The following is a 19,923-nucleotide window of genomic DNA, read 5'->3' on the forward strand; positions in this document are numbered from 1 at the left end:
GCCTGCCTGAAAAACCCAGCACCATGCCCACCCGCGACCTGTTGCTCGTCCTGCTCATCGTCGTCGCGTGGGCAGGCAACTTCCTGACCTCCGCGCTCGCGATGCGCGAGATCCCGCCGTTCCTGTTCACCGCCTTGCGTTTCATCCTGCTGGCATTGCCGCTGGCGTTCGTCGTGAAGCGCCCGGCGCCCGGGCAATGGCCGCGCCTGGTGACGGTTTGCCTGTGCATCGGCGTGCTGCATTTCGGATTGAGCTTCACGGCGTTGAAGCTGGCCGGCGACCTGTCCTCGCCGGCGATCGTGATGCAGAGCTACGTGCCGATGACCGCGCTGCTCGCCTGGTGGGTATTGGGCGAACGTTTCGGCTGGCGCACCGGCGTGGCCATCGGCCTGAGCTTCGCAGGCGTGCTGGTGCTCGGCTTCGACCCGCTGGTGCTCGACCGGCCGCTGGCGCTGGTGCTGATGCTGATCTCGGCCGCGTTTCTCGCCATCGCCACGGTGCTGATGAAAGGCCTGCGCGGCCTCGACGCCTTCAGCCAGCAGGGCTGGACGGCGTTGTTCAGCATCCTGCCGCTGCTCGCGATCAGTACGGTCATGGAGCCCGGCGCGATCGCGCAGCTGCCTTTGGTCAGCGCGATCGCCTGGGGTGGCGCGATCTATGCCGCGTTCGTGTCGTCGCTGCTCGGCCACGGGCTCTACTACGTGCTGATGCAACGCCACCCGGTGGCGCAGGTGACGCCGTGGCTGCTGCTTGTACCGGTGCTCGCGATCGCCCTGGGCGTCGCCTTCTGGGGTGACCGCCCCGGTCCGCGCCTGCTGCTGGGCGGTGCGATGGTGCTGGGCGGCGTGCTGGTGATCGCGCTGCGCGCACTGAGCAAGTCGCGCGCGACGCCGCCTGCAGAGGAAATCTAGGCCGACGCGTCCAGCGTTTCGCGCGGCTCGAACATGTCGGCGGTCGGCCGGAACATGCGTGGCGCATAGCCGAAGTCGCGCTGCGCCGGCGTGGTGTCGAACACCAGGTCGCTGCGCATGCGCCGCACCGCGGCTTCGCCCAGGCCGGTGCCGCGACCGGCAAGCTGCGCACTGAACAGAGCCAGGTTGAACAGCGGCGACGGCAGTTCGACCAGTTGCGGCGGAGGCGTCAGCGTCGACAACACGCGCGCGACCATGTCGCGATACGGGAGCCTCTCGCCACCCGGCAACGCGTACACCTGGCCGTGAGCGGCAGCGCGGTCGACACAGGCGAACGCGGCCCCGGCGAGATCGTCCACGTGTACCGGCTGGCGCAGCCCGGCCGCATTGCGCGGCAAGGGAAAGCGCCCCCATTGCCGTGCGAGCTGCGCGATGCGCGTCAGCGTCGCATCGCGTCCGGCGCCGTAGACCAGCGTGGGGCGCAGGATCGTCGCGGCAGCACCGCGCGCAGCGCCTGTACCGAACACTCCTTCCTCGCCCTCGCGCAGGCGCCTGGCGACGTCACGCTCGCCGGCATCGGCCGAGCCGCGTTTGGTATCGACGCTGGTGGAACCGAAGGCGATGACGCGACGCGCTTCGATGTCCGATTGCTCGTACCACTGCGCGAACGCATCCAGCGGCCCGCAGCTGAAGATCGCGTCGACGCGCGCGGGCAAGCCTTGCGCATGGCCCAGGTCGCCATGCAACCAGTGCAGGCCCGGCAGGTCGGACTGCGCACGACGCGACACGGCGGTGACACGCCAGCCATGGCCGCGCAACAACCCGAGCAGCGGATAACCGATCTGCCCGCTGCCGCCGAAAACCAGTGCATGCTTCATGCAGTCGCCCTGGCCGGCAGCGTCGCGCGCAGCCACAGGTAACCGGCGACGGCCGACAGCAACGACGCGGCCAGCACACCCAGCACCGCCTCCTCGTAATGCGCGGGCACCTGGTAGGCCAGCGAGGCGATGAACAGGCTCATCGTAAAGCCGATGCCGCACATCAGGCCCAGGCCGAGCATGGCGCGCACGTCCATGCCCTGCGGGAAGCGCACCCAGCCCAGCGCACGCATCAGGAAGGCCGCGCCGAGGATGCCGATCGGCTTGCCGAGCACCAGGCCGAGCACCACGCCCATCGGCAGAGGCTCGAGCATGTCTCCCAGGCTCAACCCCGCGAGCGCGAGCCCGGCGTTGGCGAACGCGAACAGCGGCAGGATCGCGTAGGCGACCCACGGATGCAGCGCGTGCTCGAGCGACTCCAGCGGCGAATGCTCGTGCTCGTCGGGAATCGCGTTGCCGCGGTCGACGTGCGGAATCATCAATCCCGTGACCACGCCGGCCAGCGTCGCATGCACCCCCGACTTCAGCACGCACACCCATAGCACCACGCCGAGCACGAGGTAAGGCCCCAGCTTTTTCACGCCGCTGCGATTGAGCAGCAGCATGCCGGCGATCGCCGCGCCGGCCCAGGCCAGTGCCGTCACCGACAGGCCGTGCGAATAGAAGATGGCGATGATCAGGATCGCGATCAGATCGTCGACGACCGCGATCGTCGACAGCAGCAGCTTCATGCCGGCCGGCACGCGGGACCCCAACAGCGCCAGCACACCCAGTGCGAACGCGATGTCGGTGGCAGTCGGCACCGCCCAGCCGCGCATGGCGTCGGCGTCACCGCGGTTGAGCGCGGCGAACAACAGCGCCGGCACGACGACGCCGGCGCAGGCACAGACCATCGGCAGCATCAGCTGGTCGCGGCTGGCAAGCTGGCCACTCAGGGTCTCGCGTTTGATCTCCAGCGCGACCAGCAGGAAGAACACCGCCATCAGGCCGTCGTTGATCCACAGCAGCAACGGCTTGGCGATATCGAGATCGCCGAAGCGCACCTGCACCGGCAGTTCGCGGAACGCCTCGTAGGCCGGCGCTAGCGGTGAGTTGGCCGCGATCATCGCCAGCGCAGCGGCGACGATCAGCACGATGCCGCCCGCGGCTTCGAGCCGGAAGAACTCGCTCAGCGCATGCAGCGCGCGCCGCGATGGCACGGGCGACGTCGTGGATGTCCGGTTCGCTTCGTTCATCGAGCCAGTATATCGGGGGCCACCGGCGGCCCCGGCATTACCTGCGCAGCATCAGCAGCTCGAAGACGATCCACAGCAGCAGCGCGACCAGCATCACCGTGCCCTCCTTCCTGGTGACGCGCAGGTCGCCGCGCAGCATCGGAATGGTCATCAGTGCGAACACGCCCGCCGCCGGCAACTCGTAGTGCACGAACGAGGCCGGCACCGGCAGTGCGCCGTCGATCACGGCCATGCCACCGACGATGACCAGCAGGTTGAACAGGCTCGACCCGATCACGTGGCCGACCACCAGATCGCCCTGGCCACGCCGCGCCGCCGCCACTGCCGCCGCGACCTCGGGCAACGCCGTGCCGATCGCGACCGGAAGCAGGCCGGTGACCAGCGGCGTCATGCCGAGCGCCTCGCCGATGGGCAGCGCGCCGCGCACCACGAGCTTGGACCCGTAGTACAGCAGCACCGCGGCGATCACGAAGCGCAGCACGTTGAGCGTGAGGTCGGTGCGGGTCTGCGAGAACGCGGCGATCGCTTCCTGCAGTTCCGGTGCTTCGTGGCGGCTGCGTGCCATCGCGTAGGCGACGACGGCGACGAACGCCACCAGCAGGGCCATGCCCTCCAGGCGCGACAGCGTCCCGTCCAGCCCCAGCAGGACCAGCGCCAGCGTGCCGGCCAGCAGCACCAGCAGAAGTGGCGACAGCGCGCGCCACCGCACCAGCAGCGGAGCCGCCACCGCGGCCGCGCCCAGCGTCAGGCCGAAATTGACGACGTTGCTGCCGACCGCGTTGCCCAGCGCCAATGCACCTTGGCCTCGGAAGATCGCCTGCAGGTTGACCGCCAGCTCCGGCAGCGAGGTGCCGAAAGCGACCAGCAGCAGGCCGGCGACGAACGGCGAGGCACCCATCCGCAGCGCAAGGCCGGACGCGCCCTTGACGATGGAGTCGCCGCCCAGCGCAAGCAGCACCAGTCCGAAGACAAACAAGCCGACGGCTTCGAGCATCGCGATCCCTCCCTGACAGTGCGCCGATTCTATGGGCCGATTCTAAGCGGCAGCCGCCGCAGCCTGACCATCCGGGCGTTACGTGCATGTCATCACGCTTTCATCCCGCTGCGGCATCGTGCCCTCCTCCCAGGGGAAACATCGGCCCATGCACCTCGCCAAAACCGACAAGGCACGGGATGCCCTGCAGCGACGGGATCCGGATCTGAGTGCCCAGGACCGTCGCATCCTGATCGTCAGCGACGGCCGGCGCAGCATCGACGATCTGGCCTCCCTGCTGGGCGACGGGGTCGCCGCGCCGGTCGAGCGCCTGTTGCACGCGGGCTACCTGACGGCCGCCGCGAACTCGGCGGAACGTCCGGGTGCCCTGCCGGCGGCGGGGCATGCGGTATCGACGCTGCTGCGCCGCTCGATGGCCTCGATGGAGAAGGTGCAGGAGCTGGCCCAGTCGGTGCGCTCCGCGGCCCAAGCGCCGACTGACGTACCGGCGCCCGCCGCCACGCCGGCCCATGTCGCGTCGTCACCCGCTGCGGCTTCGCCGCCCTCGCCCCGCCGCTCGCTGGTGGCCGCGCGGATGTACATGCTCGACATGCTGCAACTGCTCCGCCACGACGAAGCCGGCACACACGCGGCAGCGATCCGCAGCGCCCAGGGCGGCGACGCGCTGGTCGACGCGTTGTGGGCGTCCCTGCAGCACATCCAGGCCACGACGTCCGCCAGCTACTCGCAACGCGTCAGCGAGCGACTGGGCGAAGTGCTGCCGGACGAATACCTGCCACGACTCGCCGGCTCCGCCCACTGACGCCGGTGCGTCGCGTCACGAGCACGGTGAACGCACGGATACAAAAGACGAACGGGCCGCGAGGGCCCGTTCGGTACTGCGGAATGAAGCGTGGCGATCAGCCCTGCGGCACGGCGTAGTGCTTCTTAAGGCCGGCCCAGCAGGCCTGGTAATCGCGCTGGCGATGCGCAGCGTCGATGGCCTGTTGCGTCGGCCGTATGACGGCACGCGCTTCGAACATGAAGGCCATCGTGTCCTTGATCACGTCGGCCTGGCTCAGATCGGCTGCACTGGCTTTCTCGAACGTGGCCGCATCCGGACCGTGGCCGGTCATTGAATTGTGCAGCGACGCACCGCCCGGCGCGAAGCCTTCGGCCTTGGCGTCGTACACGCCCTCGATCAGGCCCATGAACTCGCTGGCGATGTTGCGATGGAACCACGGCGGCCGGAACGTGTCCTGCGCCACCAGCCAGCGCGGCGGGAAGATCACGAAGTCCAAGTTGCTGGTGCCCGGCGTGTCGCTGGGCGAATGCAGCACCAGGAAGATGCTCGGATCGGGATGGTCGTAGCTGATCGAACCGATCGTGTTGAAGCGGCGCAGGTCGTACTGGTACGGCGCATAGTTGCCGTGCCAGCCGACGACGTCGAGCGGCGAATGGCCGATGTCGGCGCGCCACAGGTGGCCCTGGAACTTGGCGACCAGCTCGAAGTCGCCTTCGACATCCTCGTAGGCCGCGTTCGGCGTCAGGAAGTCGCGCGGATTGGCCAGGCCGTTGCTGCCGATCGGACCGAGGTCGGGCAACTGCAGCATCGCGCCGAAGTTCTCGCAGACGTAGCCGCGCGCCTCGCCGTCGGGCAACGACACGGAGAAGCGGACGCCACGCGGGATCACCGCGATCTGCTGCGGCTCGACCTCGAGCACGCCCATCTCGGTGGCGATGTGCAGGCGTCCCTGCTGCGGCACGATCAGCAGTTCGCCGTCGGCGTCGTAGAAGTAGCGGCCCTGCATGTCGCGGTTGGCGGCATAGAGGTGGATGCCGATGCCATGCTGGCCGGCCGGTGATCCGTTGCCAGCCATCGTGAAGAGGCCATCGATGAAATCGACCGGCGCCGACGGCATCGGCAGCGGGCTCCAGCGCAGCTGGTCCGGCGTGACCGGGCCATCGCCGAAGTCGTTGTGGAAATACTGTTTTGAAGCGGGTGGCTGTTTTGAAGCCGGTGCCTGTGCGTAGGGCGCGAACGTCCCGTGCATCGCCGCCGGGCGGATGCGGTACAGCCAGCTGCGGCGGTTGGCGTGGCGCGGCGCGGTGAACGCCGTGCCCGACAACTGCTCGGCGTACAGGCCGTGGGCGACCCGCTGCGGCGAGTTGCGCCCGACCGGCAACGTGCCGGGCACGGCCTCGCTGGCGAACTCGTTGCCGAAGCCGGATTGGTAGCCGTTGCTGCGGATGCTCATGGAATCGTTGCTCTCCCTCGCCCGCCCCTCCCGCAGGGAGAGGGGCCCAATGGATTCTTACAGCACGCCGCGGCGCATCTGGTCGCGCTCGATGCTCTCGAACAGGGCCTGGAAATTGCCCTCGCCGAACCCTTCATTGCCCTTGCGCTGGATGATCTCGAAGAAGATCGGACCGATCGCGTTCTGGGTGAAGATCTGCAGCAGCTTGCGCTTGTGCGTTTCCGGATCGGCGTCGATCAGGATCCTGTTCTTCGCCAGGCGCGGCACGTCCTCGCCGTGATCCGGCACGCGCTGGTCGATCACATCGAAGTAGGTGTCCGGGGTATCCAGGAACTGCACACCCTGCGCGCGCATCGCCTCGACGGTCTCGTAGATGTTGTCGGTGAAGCAGGCGATGTGCTGGATGCCCTCGCCCTTGTAGGCGTCGAGGTATTCGTTGATCTGCGACTTCGGATCGCTCGACTCGTTCAGCGGAATGCGGACGATGCCGTCCGGCGCGGTCATCGCCTTGGACACCAGGCCGGTCTTGGCGCCCTTGATGTCGAAGTAGCGGATCTCGCGGAAGTTGAAGAGACGCTCGTAATAGTCCGACCACTTCTGCATGTTGCCGAAGTAGAGGTTGTGCGTGAGGTGGTCGATGAAGGTCAGACCGAAACCCACCGCAGCCTGGTCGGCGCCCTGGACCGGCAGGTAGTCGTCGTACATCGAACCCACATCGCCATAGCGGTCGACCAGGTACAGCATGCAGTCGCCGATGCCCTTGACCACCGGCGCATCGACCGCGCGCGTATCTGCCTTGTCGGTGATCGCCTCGCCGCCGTTGTTGACGACGGCGTCGAACACGACGTTGGCCGGCTTCTTGAAGCGGATCGCGAAGCCACACGCGCTCGGGCCGTGCTTGGCGGCAAAATCGGCAGCGAAGCTGTCCGGGTCCTCGTTGACCAGGAAGTTCACGCCGCCCTGGCGATACACCGTGATCGGACGGGTCTTGTGGCGCAGGACGGCGGTGAAGCCCATCTTGCGGAAGTAGTCGTGCAGGAGCTCGCCCTGGCCCGCCGGTGCGGCGAACTCGACGAACTCGAAGCCGTCGATCCCGAGCGGGTTCTCGAACGTGGTGACCTGCATGCCGAGGTTGGGCTGCGCATTCATGGCATTGTTTCTCAGGTGGCGGCAGCGTCCGCTGGGGACGGCCTTGGATCGGAAGAGGTCGTTATAGTTTCAATTGAAACCATAATCAAGGGTCTTAGTGATGAATCAGCTCCGCCCAGGCCATGCCGAACTCGACCTGGAGCATTTCCTGCCCTACCGGCTCTCGGTGCTGAGCAACCGGGTCAGCGGCATGATCGCGCGCATCTACACCGAGCGGTTCGCCCTGAGCATCACCGAATGGCGGGTCATGGCGGTGTTGGGCCGGTATCCGGACCTGTCGGCGAACGAAGTCTCGCTGCGCACGGCCATGGACAAGGTGGCCGTCAGCCGCGCGGTGGCGCGCCTGCTCGACGCCGGCCGCCTGCAGCGCGAGATCCACGGCGACGACCGTCGCCGCTCGGTGCTGCGCCTGTCCGAAGGCGGCTATCGCATCTACGACGAAGTGGCGCCGCTGGCGCTTGCGCTGGAGCGGCGCCTGCTGGATGGCATCGACGAGAACGAACGCGCCCTGCTGTTCCGCCTGCTCGACCGCCTGGACGAGCTGGAACTGAAGGTCGAAGCCGAGACGGGCGAACCGATCCGTCCTGACTGATCCGGACCGGTGATCCAAAGAAAAACGGCGGCCCGGAGGCCGCCGTTCTTTTTTGCATGCGGCCGCGCGAACGCGGACCGCGGATGGCATCACTTCACGCCGTGCATCAGGCGCTGGATCAGCGGCGCGATCAGGAACAGCAGCACGCCCGGGATCACCAAAGCCCAGAAGCCGAAGGTGTAGCCCGACAGCGCGGACTGCACGTTCATGCCCGACTCGCCACTGACGTGGCTGGCGAAGATGCCCGACAGGTTGTTGCCGATGCCGGTGGACAGGAACCAGCCGCCCATGCCGAAGCCGACCAGGCGCAGCGGCGCCAGCTTGGTCACCATCGACAGGCCGATCGGCGACAGGCACAGCTCGCCGATGGACTGGATCCAATACACCGCGAACAGGGTCCAGAACGGGATCTTCAGCGTCTGCGGATCGACCAGGCTCGACAGCGCCAACATCAGCAGTGCGAACGCCAGGCCGTTGAAGATCAGGCCCAGGCCGAACTTGCGCGGGATCGACGGATTGGCCTTGCCCATCTTCACCCACAGCCACGCGATGATCGGCGCGAGGGTAATGATCGCGACCGAGTTCACCGACTGGAACCAGGCCACCGGGAACGTCCAGCCGCCGAAGTCGCGGTTGACGATCTTGTCAGCGAGGAACGTGAAGGAGCTGCCGGCCTGCTCGAAGAAGCACCAGAACAGCACGTTGAAGGCGAAGATGATCAGCATCGCGATCACCTTGTCGCGCTGCATCGGACCTTCGCGGACGCCTTCCACCAGCAGCAGGATGCCCAGGGCGATGAACATCGCCGTCAGGACCCACTGCAGCACGCTCGCGCCCAGCGCGAGCAGGAAGTAGATCAGCGGGATCGCGACCAGCGCGCCGATCGCGGTGTAGAGCACCTTGTGCTTGCCGCCATCGCCTTCCGGCGGCCGGCCGATGCCCTGCAGCTGGCGGCGACCGAACCAGAACCACACCAGGCTGACCAGCATGCCGATGCCGGAGGTGATGAACACCACCTTGTAGGCCGGCATGCCGGAGCTTCCGCCGAACATGCGCTCGGCCAGCCAGCCGGTCAGCAACGGCGCGATCATCGCGCCGAGGTTGATGCCCATGTAGAACAGCGTGAAGCCCGAGTCGCGACGCCCGTCGCCGACCGAGTAGAGCTTGCCGACCATCGTCGAGATATTCGGCTTGAACAGGCCGTTGCCCGCGATGATCGTCGCCAGACCGAGCTTGAAGATCTGCTCGCTCGGCATCGCGATCATGAACAAGCCGGCCGCCATGATGACGGCGCCCAGCAGGATCGAGCGCTGATAGCCGATGATCCGGTCGGCGACGTAACCGCCGAAGATCGCAGCCGCGTAGACCAGGGCCAGGTAGGCGCCGTAGGTCTGGTTGGCGGACGCTTCACCGGTCGCGCTGCCGGCATGGAACTGCGCCACGATGTAGAGCACCAGCGCCCAGCGGATTCCGTAGAACGCGAAGCGCTCCCAGAACTCCGTCATGAAGAGCATCCACAGCGGCTGCGGATGCCCCATGAGCTGTTTGAATTCCGGAATCGCCGCGGGCTGGCCGGGCGTAGGTGTCGCGGTTCCGCTCATGCGGTGTTCCCCGTGTGGTTCGAATACTGAATGGATGAAGCCCACGCCGGTGGCACGGGACCGGGGAGATTTACCGGCGAATGACGACCACGTCAAACTTATGTGAAGACGGCGGGCGCCTGCTGCACCGCAGCAAATGAGGCCGAATCGGCGCGCTCTCCTGTTCAGGAACCGCGGGCCGCACGCTCGAAGGCCGTCTTCAGCAAAGGGGCGAATCGCGCATGCGCCCCCGCGAGGCGCTGCTGCGCCTCATCGAGCGTGCACCAGCGCAGTTCGGCGTGTTCCTGGCGATTGCGCGGCTCGCCCCGCCACTGCGTCACCAGATAGAGACGCAGCTTCCACGGCTCGGGGGCGTCGCCTTCGATGCAGTCCAGGTACTCGATGCGCACCGCCTCGATGCCGAGCTCCTCGTCGAGTTCCCGCGCCAACGCCTGCGGCCCGCTCTCGCCGGCCTCGACATGACCGCCGAACACATCCCAGGCACCGGCCAGCCAGTCGCAGTCGTCGCGGCGCCGGCCCAGCAACACGGCGCCGGCCTGTACCAGGAATGCGCCGACGCAATCGTGCTGGCGCGCGGCCATGGCCTTATGCGGGCGATCCGCCGTAGCTGCCGCCGGCGCCGATGCTGGTGCGCACTTCGAACAGTTCCGGGAAGAAGGTCAGCTCCAGCGCCTGCTTGAGGAAGCCCACGCCGCTGGAACCGCCGGTGCCGCGCTTGAAGCCGATGATGCGCATCACCGTGCGCATGTGGCGGAACCGCCAAAGCTGGAACTGGCTCTCCAGGTCGACCAGGTCCTCCAGCAGGTGGTAGGCCTCCCAGTTCGACTTGGTGTCTTCGTAGATTCGCTCGAACACCGGCAGCAGCGCCGGATCGGACACATGCGCGTGCGACCAGTCGCGGTCCAGGTGCTGCGCCGGCACCGCATGGCCGTGGCGCGCGAGGTAGCGCAGCACTTCGTCGTACAGGCTTGGCGCCTCCAGCACTTCGCGCAGGTTCGCCTCGGCCTTCGCATCGTGCGAGAACACCTTCAGCATCGCCGCGTTCTTGTTGCCGAGCAGGAACTCGATCGTGCGGTACTGCAGCGACTGGAAACCCGACGAAGGTCCGAGGATGGCGCGGAACTCCATGTACTCCGACGGCGTCAGCGTCTCCAGCACCGACCACATCTCGGTGAGCTGGCGCAGGATGTTCTTGCAGCGCGCGAAGATCTTCTGGCTCTCGTCGAGGCGGTCCTCGCGCAGGTGCGCGACCGCCGCCTTGAGCTCGTGGATCATCAGCTTCATCCACAGTTCCGCGACCTGGTGCTGGACGATGAAGAGCAGCTCGTCGTGGTGCGGAGGGTTCGACAGGCGCTGCTGTGCGGACAGCAGCGTGTCCAGCTGCAGGTAACCGGAGTAGCTCATCCGGCCGGACAGGTCGGTATGGATACCGGTTTCGAGCTCGCGCTCGTTCTTCTCGACGGTCATCGGGGTTTCTTGCGCGACGGGCGCGGGCGGGTACTGCGGGAGCAAGAGATTACCGCATCGCCCCCCGATACCGGGACCGGCGTCACCCGGCTGTCACGCACGGGAGACAGGATTCCGGCACCATCCTGCCCGCGCCCGGCCCGGCCGGCGCTGTCAGGAACGACCATCCAGGGGAAAGGGAAATCATGAAGCCAGTCCTACGTCACGCGGCGTTGGCCGCGTTTTTGTTGTCCGGCACGGAGGCCGCGCACGCGCAGGCCTGCATAAGTCTCAACGCCGTGGATACCGGCGCCGTCGAGAACTTCGACACGCTCGCGATCAGCGGCACGGCCAACGCGCTGGCGCTGCCCGGCTGGCAGCTCATCGAAAGCGGCGGCGGCACGCGCGACAACGAGCTCTACGCCGCCGATACCGGCAGCGGCAACACCGGCGACACCATCAGCTACGGCAGCAGCGGCAGCAGCGAGCGCGCACTCGGCGCACTGCGCAGCGGCACGCTGGTTCCGATCTTCGGCGCCTGCTACGTCAACAACACCGGCGCGCCGATCAGCGCGCTCGACATCGCCTTTGCCGGCGAGCAGTGGCGCACCGGCACGATCTCACGCAGCGACCGCCTCGACTTCCAGTACAGCGTCGATGCGATCAGCCTGGTGTCCGGCACGTGGATCGACGCCGACGCGCTCGACTTCGCCTCCACGCCGCGCGCCGTGACCGGCGCGCTCAATGGCAACGCCGCGGAGAACCGCACCGCGCTGGCGGCGAGCATCGGCCAGCTCTCGATTCCGGCCGGCGGTACGGTCTGGATCCGCTGGACCGATCTCGATGCCAGCGGCGCAGACGATGGCCTGGCCATCGACGACGTCCAGCTGACCGCGCGCGGCGCCGGCGGCGGCCTGCCGGTGCTCACCATCGACGACGCCAGCGTCGCGGAAGGCGACGACGGCGTCACGTCGCTGCACTACACGCTCAGCCTGTCGCGGCCCGCGGGCACCGGCGGTGTCAGCGTCCGCGTGATCACCGCCGACGGCACCGCGTCGTCGGGCAGCGATTTCGACGCGCTCGACACCACCGTGTTCATCGCCGAAGGCCAGAGTCAGGCAGACCTGTTCGTCGTCGTTCGCGGCGACACCACGCCGGAGAGCGACGAGACGCTGACCGTGCAGCTCGGCGAAGCCAGCGGCGCGACCGTGGCCGACGCGCTCGGTGCCGGTACGATCCTCAACGACGACTTCGTCCTCACCGCGATCCACGAGATCCAGGGTGCCGGCGCCACTTCGCCGCTTTCGGGCGAACTCGTCACCACCACCGGCATCGTCACCGGGCGCAAGAGCAACGGCTTCTTTCTGCAGACGGGCGACGGCGAGGCTGACGCTGATCCGGCGACCTCGGAAGGCGTCTTCGTCTTCACCGGTTCCACGCCGTCCGCCGCAGCCGCTGTCGGCAATCGCGTGCGCGTGCGCGGCCTGGTGGTCGAGTTCGTGCCGACGCAGGATCCTGGCCAGGCGCCGCTCACCGAAATCGGCGGGGCACCCTCGGTGGCAGCGCTATCGACCGGGCATGCCCTGCCCGCTGCGGTCCCGCTGGATGCGACGTTCCCGTCCCCGACGGGTTCGCTCGAGCAGCTCGAACGGCTGGAAGGCATGCGCGTCACCGTGCCGAGCTTCACGGTCACCGCCGCGACCGGCGGCACCAAGAGCGGCAACCTCGAAGTGAATGCGAGCGCGACCAGCAATGGCGTCTTCCATGGCGTGGTCACCGGGATCGCCCGGCCGTTCCGCGAGCCGGGCATTCAGGCGCCCGACGCGCCTCCGGGTGGCATCGGAACGCCGCCGATCCCGCGCTGGGACTTCAATCCGGAACTGATCAGCGTGGACAGCGACGCCCTCGGTGGCTCGGCTTACACGCTCAACGTGTCGGCCGGCACCGTGATCACTGGCCTGACCGGCCCGCTCGACTTCGGCTTCCGCCGCTACACGCTGCTGCGTGATCCAGCGGCGGCAATCGAGGTGTCGGCGCTGCCCCTGCCGCGCGCGGCACGGCTGCCGGCGAACGATGAGTTCACCGTCGCCGGTTACAACCTCGAGCGCTTCTTCGACACCGTCAACGATCCGTCCGTCAGCGAAACCGTGCTGGCACCGGCTGCGTTCGAGCGCCGCCTGACCAAGGCCTCGCTCGGGATCCGCGAGTACCTGCACACGCCGGACATCGTCGCCGTGGTCGAGATGGAGAACCTCTCGACCCTGCAGACGCTCGCCGCGCGCGTCGGCAGCGATGCCGTCGCCGCCGGCCAGCCGGATCCGCAGTACGCGGCCTACCTGCAGGAAGGCAACGACATCGGCGGCATCGATGTCGGCTTCCTCGTCAAGAACGCGCAGGTCGCCGCCGGTGTGGCGCGCGTGGAGGTCGTTTCGGTCACGCAGATCGGCAAGGACCTGCAGTGGCAGCAGCCTGATGGCTCGCCGGCGCTGCTCAACGATCGTCCGCCGCTGCTGCTGGAAGCGGTGGTGCACTACGCCGACGGACGCCGCTATCCGATCAGCGTGATGGCCGTGCACCAGCGCTCGCTCAACGATGCCGAACTCGACGATGCCACCGGGCAGCGCGTGCGCCTCAAGCGCCAGCGCCAGGCCGAATACCTGGCCACGGTCATCGACGGAATGCAGAAGAGCTCACCGCAGACGCGCCTGGTCGTGCTCGGCGACTTCAACGCCTTCGCGTTCAACGACGGCCTGGTCGACGCGATGAACGTCGTCACCGGCACGCCGACGCCGGACGAGCAGACCGTGGTGCCGGGCGACGGCGCCGACCTGCTCGAAACCGACCTGGTCAACCTCGGCGAGCTCGCATCGCCGCAGGAGCGCTACTCGTTCGTCTTCGACGGCAACGCGCAGACGCTCGACCACGTGCTGGTCAACGAGGAGCTGGTGCTCAACACCACCGTCGCGGAGATCGACCACGCCCGCATCAATGCCGACTTCCCGGAGTCCGATCGCAACGGTGCACTGGCGCGCCTGGCCGACCACGATCCGGTGGTGGCCTATTTCGCCCCGCGCGCCCGTGCCGACCTGGCGGTTACTGCCAGCGCGGCCTCGGAGACGGTGCGGATCGGGCAGCCACTGCGCTTCGCCGGGGCCGTGGCCAATCGCGGGCCCGATGCCGCCACCCATCCGGGCATCGGCTTCGCGCTCGACGCGGCACTCCCGTCGATGACGGTGACCGCACCGGCCGGGTGGAGTTGCGATGCGCCCCAGATCGCCGATGGCACCACCTCGGTCGCCTGTAATGCCGATTCGCTGGCCAACGATGCAACGTCCGGCTTCACGATCGAGGCGATCGCACCCGCCGCGCTCGTCAACCGCACGGTGAACTTCGCCGTGGCGGCGCAGGCGCAGTCGCTGGATCCGGAGGCCGGCAACAACCAGGCCAGCACCTCGCTCGGCATCACCGGCCAGGCCGACCTCGCGCTGTCGATCGCGGGACCGTCCAAGAAGCTGCACTACGGGAGCATCGAGCAGTTCCCGGTGTCGCTGCGCAACGACGGCCCCGATGCCGCCTGGCAGCCGGTGCTGACGCTGCGCGGCGATGCGCCGGCGGCCAACACGGTCATCGATGCCCCGAACGGATGGACCTGCACGGTGAACGGGGACAGCGCGCGATTCGAGGCGGCCTGCCGGCTCGACGGCACGCTGGCCAGCGGAGTGACCGCAGGCTTTTCCGCCAGCATCCGCATACCCGCCCGCCCCAACAGCACCCAGTACCTGACCCTGCAGGCGACGGCCACGTCGGCGACGCCGGATAGCGATGCCGGCGACAATTCCGCCGGATACGCGAACCGGATCGTCGGCGTGCCCTGACCGGCTCGAGGCAACAGGTCCATCGAAAGCGCGGCTTCGGCCGCGCTTTCTTTTTTCGACCGTACGCCGCCGCTTTGCCGCAGCGCGCAACGGGACATTGACGGCCCGCGGGTATCATCTTTGGCTCGACTGATGGCCAGGATTTCCACGCGATGACCGTCGCTGCAACGTTCGAAATCGAATACCTGCAATACCTCGGCCCCGACGGCAAGCCGGTCGTCGAACTGCCGCCGGCCTTCCGCGATCCGAAGGCGCTGCTGCCGCTGTTCAAGCAGATGCTGTTCGTGCGCACCTTCGACACCAAGGCCATCGCCCTGCAGCGCACCGGCAAGCTCGGCACCTACGCCAGCTGCCTGGGCCACGAGGCGACCCACGTCGGCATCGGTGCTTCGATGCAGCCCGATGACGTGTTCGCACCGAGTTACCGCGAGTACGGCGCACAGTTCATGCGCGGCGTGAAGGCGCGCGAAGTGCTGCTCTACTGGGGCGGCGACGAACGCGGCAACGACTTCTCGGGTCCGAAGCACGACTATTCCTGGTGCGTGCCGATTTCGACGCAGTGCCTGCACGCCGCCGGTGCGGCGCTGAAGTTCAAGCTCAACAAGCAGAAGCAGCTGGCGGTGGCGTGCTGCGGCGACGGCGGTTCGTCCAAGACCGATTTCTACGCCGCCCTCAACTCCGCAGGCGCCTACCAGTTGCCGCTGGTGCTGTGCGTGGTCAACAACGGCTGGGCGATCTCGGTGCCGCGCTCGGCGCAGACCGGCGCGAAGACGCTGGCGCAGAAGGGTTTGGCCGGTGGCCTGCATTGCCTGCAGGTCGACGGCAACGACCTGATCGCCGTGCTGGAAGGCATGCGCCGCGCCTCGGAGCGCGCGCGCAATGGCGAAGGCGGGACCGTCATCGAGTTCATGACCTACCGCCTGCATGACCACACCACCGCCGACGACGCACGCCGCTACCGCAACGAGGACGAAGTGAAGGCGGCTTGGACGCGCGAGCCGATCATGCGCCTGCGCAACTACCTGACCGCGCAGGGCGTGTGGAGCGAGGCGGAAGAAAAGGCGTGGGCCGAAGAGTGCGGCAAGGTCGTCGACGTTGAGATCAACGCCTACCTCGAGACGCCGGTGCAGCCGGTGGAAGCGATGTTCGACTACCTGTACGCCGATCCGCCGCCGGACCTGCTGGCGCAACGGGCCTTTGCTCTCGCACAGGAGGGCCGCTGATGAACGCCGAGAATGCCGCCAAGGGCGAAGCTGGCAAGAACACCGCCGCACCGGCCGCGATCACGCTGATCGAGGCCATCACCCAGGCCCTCGCCTACGAAATGCGAGCGGACGACAAGGTGCTGGTGCTCGGTGAGGACGTCGGTGTCAACGGCGGCGTGTTCCGCGCCACCGCCGGCCTGCAGCAGCAGTTCGGCCCGGAACGCGTGCTCGACACGCCGCTGGACGAAACCACCATCGCCGGCCTCACCGTCGGCCTGGCCTCTCAGGGCATGAAGCCGGTCGCCGAGTCGCAGTTCGACGGCTTCGTCTACCCGATGGTCGACCACATCATCTGCCACGCCGCGCGCTTCCGTTACCGCACGCGCGGCCGCCTGACCTGCCCGATGGTGCTGCGCGTGCCGTGGGGCGGCGGCATCCGCGCGCCGGAACACCATAGCGAAGCCAACGAAGCAATCTTCACCAACGTGCCCGGCCTGCGCGTGGTCATGCCGTCCTCGCCGGCGCGCGCCTATGGCCTGCTGCTCGCCGCGATCCGCGACCCGGACCCGGTGATCTTCATGGAGCCCAAGCGCATCTATCGCCAGTACAAGGAAGTCGTGCCCGACGACGGCGAAGCGCTGCCGCTGGACGTGTGCTACGTGCTGCGCGACGGCACCGACGTGACGCTGGTGACCTGGGGCGCGCAGGTGAAGGAGACGCTGGAAGCCGCCGAGAAGCTGGCCGCGGAAGGCATCAGCGCCGAGGTCATCGACGTCGCCACGCTGCGCCCGCTCGACTTCGCCACGATCGCCGAATCGGTCAGCCGGACCGGCCGCTGCGTGATCGTGCACGAGGCACCGAAAACCGCTGGTTTCGGCGCCGAGATCGCCGCACGCCTGGCCGAGGAGTCGATGTTCGACCTGCTCGCTCCGGTCGAACGAGTCACCGGCTACGACACGCACATCCCGCTGTTCCGCCTCGAGATGAAGTACCTGCCCAGCGTCGACCGCATCGTCGCAGCGGCCAGGCGCGCGCTGGCGGCCGGCTGAGGAAGCCAGCGCATGCGTCGCGCCCGCGTCGTCGTCTCGCACCACGCCCCGGATCGCCCGGCGATCCAGGTGGCGCGTGGCGACCAGGTAACGCTGGGCGATCGCGACCGGGACTGGCCGCAGTTCGTGTGGGCCACGCTGGCCGAAGGACATGGCGGCTGGATTCCGGCCGCGCTGTTCGATGGCGAGCACGGCCCTGCGACGGCGTTGTCGGATTACGACACGCGTGAACTCGATGCCGAGGCGGACGAGATCCTGACACTGCACTACGAACTGGCGCAGTGGTGGTGGGCCGAGAACGCGCGGGGGCTGAAGGGCTGGATTCCCGACCGGGCATTGCAGATGCTCGACGAAGACGGCAAGTGATACCGACGATCGCAGGCCGTTGTTCTTCCGGCCTGCTTCCATGGCAAGACATTCCAGGCAACACGCACTCCAACGAGACCACTTCGCTATGACCGCAAAGAAGACCTTCCTGCTTCCCGACCTCGGCGAGGGCCTGCCCGACGCGACCATCGTCGAGTGGTTCGTGAAGGAGGGCGACACGATCCGCCTGGACGACAACCTGGTGTCGATGGAAACGGCCAAGGCCGTGGTGGAAGTGCCGTCGCCCGTGTCGGGCAAGGTTATCCGGCTCGCCGGCGGTCCGGGCGACGTGATCGTCACCGGCAAGATGCTGGCCGAGTTCGAGATCGATCCCTCACTGCCGCAGCGCGCGGAGGGCCAGGACACCGGTCATCACCACGGCGCTGGCAGCCATGCACCCGAAAACGGCGACCAGGTCGTCGCCTCCGATGACGGCGGCACGATCAGCGCCGCCGGCACCCCGGCACCGCAGGCCGAGAAGCGCGACGACGCCGGCACCGTGGTCGGCGCGATGCAGACGTCCGATGCGGTGCGGAGCGAACAGGCCGTGGCGGTCGGCGGCGTCAAGGCGATGCCGGCCGTGCGCGCGCTCGCGCGCAAGCTCGGCGTCGACCTGTCCCGCGTGCGCGCCACCGGCGGCGACGGCGTGGTGACGATGGACGACGTCAAGCGTGCCGCGGCCGACGGCTCGGCCAAGGCCGGTGCGGCGCCGGTGGCACGCGCGGCCGACCGCGCCGTGGCCGTGGCCGCACCCGCTCCTGCCTCCACGCCGTCCGCGCGCAGCACGCTGTCGCAGGCCGGCAAGCCGATGCGCACGCAGCCGCCTGGCGCTACCGCCAGTGGCCAGCCGGAACAGCTCAAGGGCGTGCGCCGCAACATGGCGCGCGTGATGGCCGATGCGCACAGCAAGGTCGTGCCGACCACGCTGGTCGACGACGCCGACCTGCATGCCTGGATCGGCAAGCAGGACATCACCGCGCGCCTGGTGCGCGCGATCGTGACGGCGTGCAAAACCGTGCCTGCGCTCAACGCGTGGTTCGACGGCGACAACCTCAGCCGCACGCTGCATCCGCAGGTCGACATCGGCATTGCCGTCGACACCGAGGACGGCCTGTTCGTGCCGGCGCTGCGCAACGCCGACATGCTCGACGGCACCGGCATCCGCACCGCGATCCAGCGCCTTCGCACGCAGGTCGAAGACCGTTCGATCCCGGCCAGCGAACTGTCCGGCTACACGATCTCGCTGTCGAACTTCGGCATGTTCGCCGGCCGCTACGCGACGCCGGTCGTCGTGCCGCCGTGCGTCGCCATCGTCGGCGCCGGCAAGCTCAGCCACGATGTCGTTGCGGTGATCGGCGGCATCGAAGTGCATCGCCGCATGCCGATCTCGCTCACGTTCGACCATCGCGCCTGCACCGGCGGCGAGGCCGCACGCTTCCTGAAGGCGCTGCTGGACGACATGTCGCTTCCGTCGTGACCATGCTGCGCATGCTCACCCCAAGGTTTGCTCGCAAACCTTGGGCCCCGCTATGTGCTTCCAGACCCCCGATTCGCGCTGAAGCGCGAATCGCCCCCTGACTCAGGGGCCAGGCCGGCAGTTCGGTAACGCCACTCCAAGTCTTATTGCAGGAGTCCGCCATGTCCCACCGCAGCCGCTTTGCCGGTTTCATCATCGACTGCAATACCGACGATCTCGACGCCGCGGCCGACTTCTGGAGCCAGGCGCTGGGCATGACGATCGCTGACCGCGATGCCGGCGACGACACCGCGCAGTACCAGCTGTTCGGCAATACGCCTGCCGATCTGCAGATCGAAGTGCAGAAGGTGGACCATCCTTCGCGCGTACACCTGGACATCGAAGCCGACGACATCGATGCGGAAGCCGCGCGCCTCGAGAAGCTGGGCGCGAAGAAGATCGCCTTCGTGAAGCGCTGGTGGGTGATGGAAGCGCCGACCGGCCAGCGCTTCTGCGTGGTGCTCATGAGGCACCCAGAGCGCGGCGTACCGCCCCATCGCTGGGACTGACGGGCGGCACAGGCCGGGCGCGTGGTGCGCCCGCGCACTCAGTGCATCACGGGTTCGGCGGTCGACGGGTCGATGATGCCGCGCACCTGCGAAATGCGGTTGGCGGGAAACCCGCCCATCTCGGCGTGCTTGCGTATCGTCTCCTCGTCCGGTGCCAGGTAGACGCAATAGACCTTGTCGTCGGTGACGTACGACTCGCGCCACTGGATCTGCGGCCCCAGCGCACTCAGCACGCTGCAGGACTTCAGCGAGATCGCCTGCAGTTCTTCCTGGCTGAGCGATCCTGCGCCCGGGATCTCGCGTTCGATGATGAACTTGGGCATGGCGATGTCCTCGCTTGAATGCGGCGCCCGCGGCGCG

18 protein-coding genes are annotated in these 19,923 nt (G+C 67.8%); 9 read left to right on the forward strand and 9 right to left on the reverse strand.

Annotated elements, in window-relative coordinates:
- Positions 1-23 precede the first annotated feature (23 nt).
- Positions 24-911: a DMT family transporter gene (locus IU514_RS13065; protein ID WP_194931573.1), complete on the forward strand. Its 888-nt coding sequence runs from the start codon at positions 24-26 to the stop codon at positions 909-911.
- Here IU514_RS13065 and IU514_RS13070 read toward each other — a convergent pair.
- From IU514_RS13070 to IU514_RS13080, 3 genes are read right to left on the reverse strand one after another with little or no spacing between them, the layout of a single operon-like run.
- Positions 908-1,789 carry an NAD-dependent epimerase/dehydratase family protein gene (locus IU514_RS13070; RefSeq protein ID WP_194931574.1) on the reverse strand — a complete coding sequence of 294 codons (882 nt, stop codon included), beginning with the start codon at positions 1,787-1,789 and terminating at the stop codon, positions 908-910. The two genes, IU514_RS13065 and IU514_RS13070, sit on opposite strands and share 4 nt — an antisense overlap.
- Positions 1,786-3,024 carry a Na+/H+ antiporter NhaA gene (gene nhaA, locus IU514_RS13075; protein ID WP_194931575.1) on the reverse strand — a complete coding sequence of 413 codons (1,239 nt, stop codon included), beginning with the start codon at positions 3,022-3,024 and terminating at the stop codon, positions 1,786-1,788. Before nhaA ends, IU514_RS13070 begins: the two co-directional genes overlap by 4 nt.
- 37 nt (positions 3,025-3,061) lie before the next feature.
- On the reverse strand, positions 3,062-4,018 hold the full coding sequence (locus IU514_RS13080; protein WP_194931576.1) for a sodium:calcium antiporter: 957 nt from the start codon (positions 4,016-4,018) through the stop codon (positions 3,062-3,064).
- 148 nt (positions 4,019-4,166) lie between these two features.
- Here IU514_RS13080 and IU514_RS13085 point away from each other — a divergent pair, with 148 nt between their 5' ends.
- Positions 4,167-4,820 (forward strand): hypothetical protein, encoded by a 654-nt coding sequence (locus tag IU514_RS13085; RefSeq protein ID WP_194931577.1) that lies wholly within the window; start codon positions 4,167-4,169, stop codon positions 4,818-4,820.
- A 97-nt stretch (positions 4,821-4,917) separates the two neighbouring features.
- Here the strand turns inward: IU514_RS13085 and hmgA are convergent, their stop codons facing one another.
- The gene (hmgA, locus tag IU514_RS13090) at positions 4,918-6,255 is read right to left on the reverse strand and encodes a homogentisate 1,2-dioxygenase (protein ID WP_194931578.1); all 1,338 of its coding nucleotides are present in this window, start codon (positions 6,253-6,255) and stop codon (positions 4,918-4,920) included.
- A gap of 57 nt (positions 6,256-6,312) precedes the next feature.
- A complete protein-coding gene (gene hppD, locus IU514_RS13095) occupies positions 6,313-7,404 on the reverse strand; it encodes a 4-hydroxyphenylpyruvate dioxygenase (RefSeq protein ID WP_194931579.1) in 1,092 nt (363 codons plus the stop codon).
- Between the two features lie 100 nt (positions 7,405-7,504).
- On the opposite strand from hppD, the gene IU514_RS13100 reads away from it, so the two are divergent.
- Complete coding sequence (locus tag IU514_RS13100) at positions 7,505-7,996, forward strand: MarR family winged helix-turn-helix transcriptional regulator (protein WP_194931580.1); 492 nt, start codon at positions 7,505-7,507, stop codon at positions 7,994-7,996.
- An 89-nt stretch (positions 7,997-8,085) separates the two neighbouring features.
- Here IU514_RS13100 and IU514_RS13105 read toward each other — a convergent pair whose 3' ends face one another.
- The 3 genes from IU514_RS13105 to IU514_RS13115 all read right to left on the reverse strand — a co-directional run bounded on the left by IU514_RS13105 (position 8,086) and on the right by IU514_RS13115 (position 11,064).
- Positions 8,086-9,597: a peptide MFS transporter gene (locus IU514_RS13105; protein ID WP_194931581.1), complete on the reverse strand. Its 1,512-nt coding sequence runs from the start codon at positions 9,595-9,597 to the stop codon at positions 8,086-8,088.
- A 164-nt stretch (positions 9,598-9,761) separates the two neighbouring features.
- Positions 9,762-10,178, reverse strand: a complete 417-nt coding sequence (locus IU514_RS13110; protein WP_194931582.1) for an NUDIX domain-containing protein — start codon at positions 10,176-10,178, stop codon at positions 9,762-9,764.
- 4 nt (positions 10,179-10,182) lie between these two features.
- Positions 10,183-11,064: a tryptophan 2,3-dioxygenase gene (locus tag IU514_RS13115; RefSeq protein WP_194931583.1), complete on the reverse strand. Its 882-nt coding sequence runs from the start codon at positions 11,062-11,064 to the stop codon at positions 10,183-10,185.
- A 185-nt stretch (positions 11,065-11,249) separates the two neighbouring features.
- Here IU514_RS13115 and IU514_RS13120 point away from each other — a divergent pair, with 185 nt between their 5' ends.
- From IU514_RS13120 to IU514_RS13145, 6 genes are all read left to right on the forward strand, one after another.
- Complete coding sequence (locus IU514_RS13120) at positions 11,250-14,918, forward strand: Calx-beta domain-containing protein (RefSeq protein ID WP_194931584.1); 3,669 nt, start codon at positions 11,250-11,252, stop codon at positions 14,916-14,918.
- A gap of 152 nt (positions 14,919-15,070) precedes the next feature.
- Complete coding sequence (gene pdhA, locus IU514_RS13125; RefSeq protein ID WP_194931585.1) at positions 15,071-16,141, forward strand: pyruvate dehydrogenase (acetyl-transferring) E1 component subunit alpha; 1,071 nt, start codon at positions 15,071-15,073, stop codon at positions 16,139-16,141.
- Entirely contained in the window at positions 16,141-17,172 is a 1,032-nt protein-coding gene (locus IU514_RS13130; RefSeq protein ID WP_194931586.1) for an alpha-ketoacid dehydrogenase subunit beta, read from the forward strand. Before pdhA ends, IU514_RS13130 begins: the two co-directional genes overlap by 1 nt.
- Positions 17,173-17,184: 12 nt before the next feature.
- Positions 17,185-17,538, forward strand: coding sequence for an SH3 domain-containing protein (locus IU514_RS13135; RefSeq protein ID WP_194931587.1), 354 nt, complete (start codon positions 17,185-17,187; stop codon positions 17,536-17,538).
- An 88-nt stretch (positions 17,539-17,626) separates the two neighbouring features.
- Positions 17,627-19,015 carry a dihydrolipoamide acetyltransferase family protein gene (locus tag IU514_RS13140; RefSeq protein ID WP_194931588.1) on the forward strand — a complete coding sequence of 463 codons (1,389 nt, stop codon included), beginning with the start codon at positions 17,627-17,629 and terminating at the stop codon, positions 19,013-19,015.
- A 161-nt stretch (positions 19,016-19,176) separates the two neighbouring features.
- Positions 19,177-19,563 carry a VOC family protein gene (locus tag IU514_RS13145; RefSeq protein WP_194931589.1) on the forward strand — a complete coding sequence of 129 codons (387 nt, stop codon included), beginning with the start codon at positions 19,177-19,179 and terminating at the stop codon, positions 19,561-19,563.
- Between the two features lie 38 nt (positions 19,564-19,601).
- Here IU514_RS13145 and IU514_RS13150 read toward each other — a convergent pair whose 3' ends face one another.
- Positions 19,602-19,886, reverse strand: a complete 285-nt coding sequence (locus IU514_RS13150; protein WP_194931590.1) for a DUF4242 domain-containing protein — start codon at positions 19,884-19,886, stop codon at positions 19,602-19,604.
- Positions 19,887-19,923: the final 37 nt, after the last annotated feature.

Origin of the sequence: Lysobacter niastensis (genome assembly GCF_015453285.1) — a bacterium.
GTDB lineage: Bacteria > Pseudomonadota > Gammaproteobacteria > Xanthomonadales > Xanthomonadaceae > Lysobacter_J > Lysobacter_J niastensis.

Coding starts and splice junctions, on each gene's coding strand:
- IU514_RS13110 (WP_194931582.1), bottom strand. CDS start 10,178: ATGGCCGCGCGCCAGCACGATTGCGTCGGCGCATTCCTGGTACAGGCC.
- IU514_RS13100 (WP_194931580.1), top strand. CDS start 7,505: ATGAATCAGCTCCGCCCAGGCCATGCCGAACTCGACCTGGAGCATTTC.
- IU514_RS13115 (WP_194931583.1), bottom strand. CDS start 11,064: ATGACCGTCGAGAAGAACGAGCGCGAGCTCGAAACCGGTATCCATACC.
- pdhA (WP_194931585.1), top strand. CDS start 15,071: ATGACCGTCGCTGCAACGTTCGAAATCGAATACCTGCAATACCTCGGC.
- IU514_RS13065 (WP_194931573.1), top strand. CDS start 24: ATGCCCACCCGCGACCTGTTGCTCGTCCTGCTCATCGTCGTCGCGTGG.
- IU514_RS13140 (WP_194931588.1), top strand. CDS start 17,627: ATGACCGCAAAGAAGACCTTCCTGCTTCCCGACCTCGGCGAGGGCCTG.
- IU514_RS13145 (WP_194931589.1), top strand. CDS start 19,177: ATGTCCCACCGCAGCCGCTTTGCCGGTTTCATCATCGACTGCAATACC.
- hppD (WP_194931579.1), bottom strand. CDS start 7,404: ATGAATGCGCAGCCCAACCTCGGCATGCAGGTCACCACGTTCGAGAAC.
- IU514_RS13070 (WP_194931574.1), bottom strand. CDS start 1,789: ATGAAGCATGCACTGGTTTTCGGCGGCAGCGGGCAGATCGGTTATCCG.
- hmgA (WP_194931578.1), bottom strand. CDS start 6,255: ATGAGCATCCGCAGCAACGGCTACCAATCCGGCTTCGGCAACGAGTTC.
- IU514_RS13080 (WP_194931576.1), bottom strand. CDS start 4,018: ATGCTCGAAGCCGTCGGCTTGTTTGTCTTCGGACTGGTGCTGCTTGCG.
- IU514_RS13105 (WP_194931581.1), bottom strand. CDS start 9,597: ATGAGCGGAACCGCGACACCTACGCCCGGCCAGCCCGCGGCGATTCCG.
- IU514_RS13120 (WP_194931584.1), top strand. CDS start 11,250: ATGAAGCCAGTCCTACGTCACGCGGCGTTGGCCGCGTTTTTGTTGTCC.
- nhaA (WP_194931575.1), bottom strand. CDS start 3,024: ATGAACGAAGCGAACCGGACATCCACGACGTCGCCCGTGCCATCGCGG.
- IU514_RS13085 (WP_194931577.1), top strand. CDS start 4,167: ATGCACCTCGCCAAAACCGACAAGGCACGGGATGCCCTGCAGCGACGG.
- IU514_RS13150 (WP_194931590.1), bottom strand. CDS start 19,886: ATGCCCAAGTTCATCATCGAACGCGAGATCCCGGGCGCAGGATCGCTC.
- IU514_RS13135 (WP_194931587.1), top strand. CDS start 17,185: ATGCGTCGCGCCCGCGTCGTCGTCTCGCACCACGCCCCGGATCGCCCG.
- IU514_RS13130 (WP_194931586.1), top strand. CDS start 16,141: ATGAACGCCGAGAATGCCGCCAAGGGCGAAGCTGGCAAGAACACCGCC.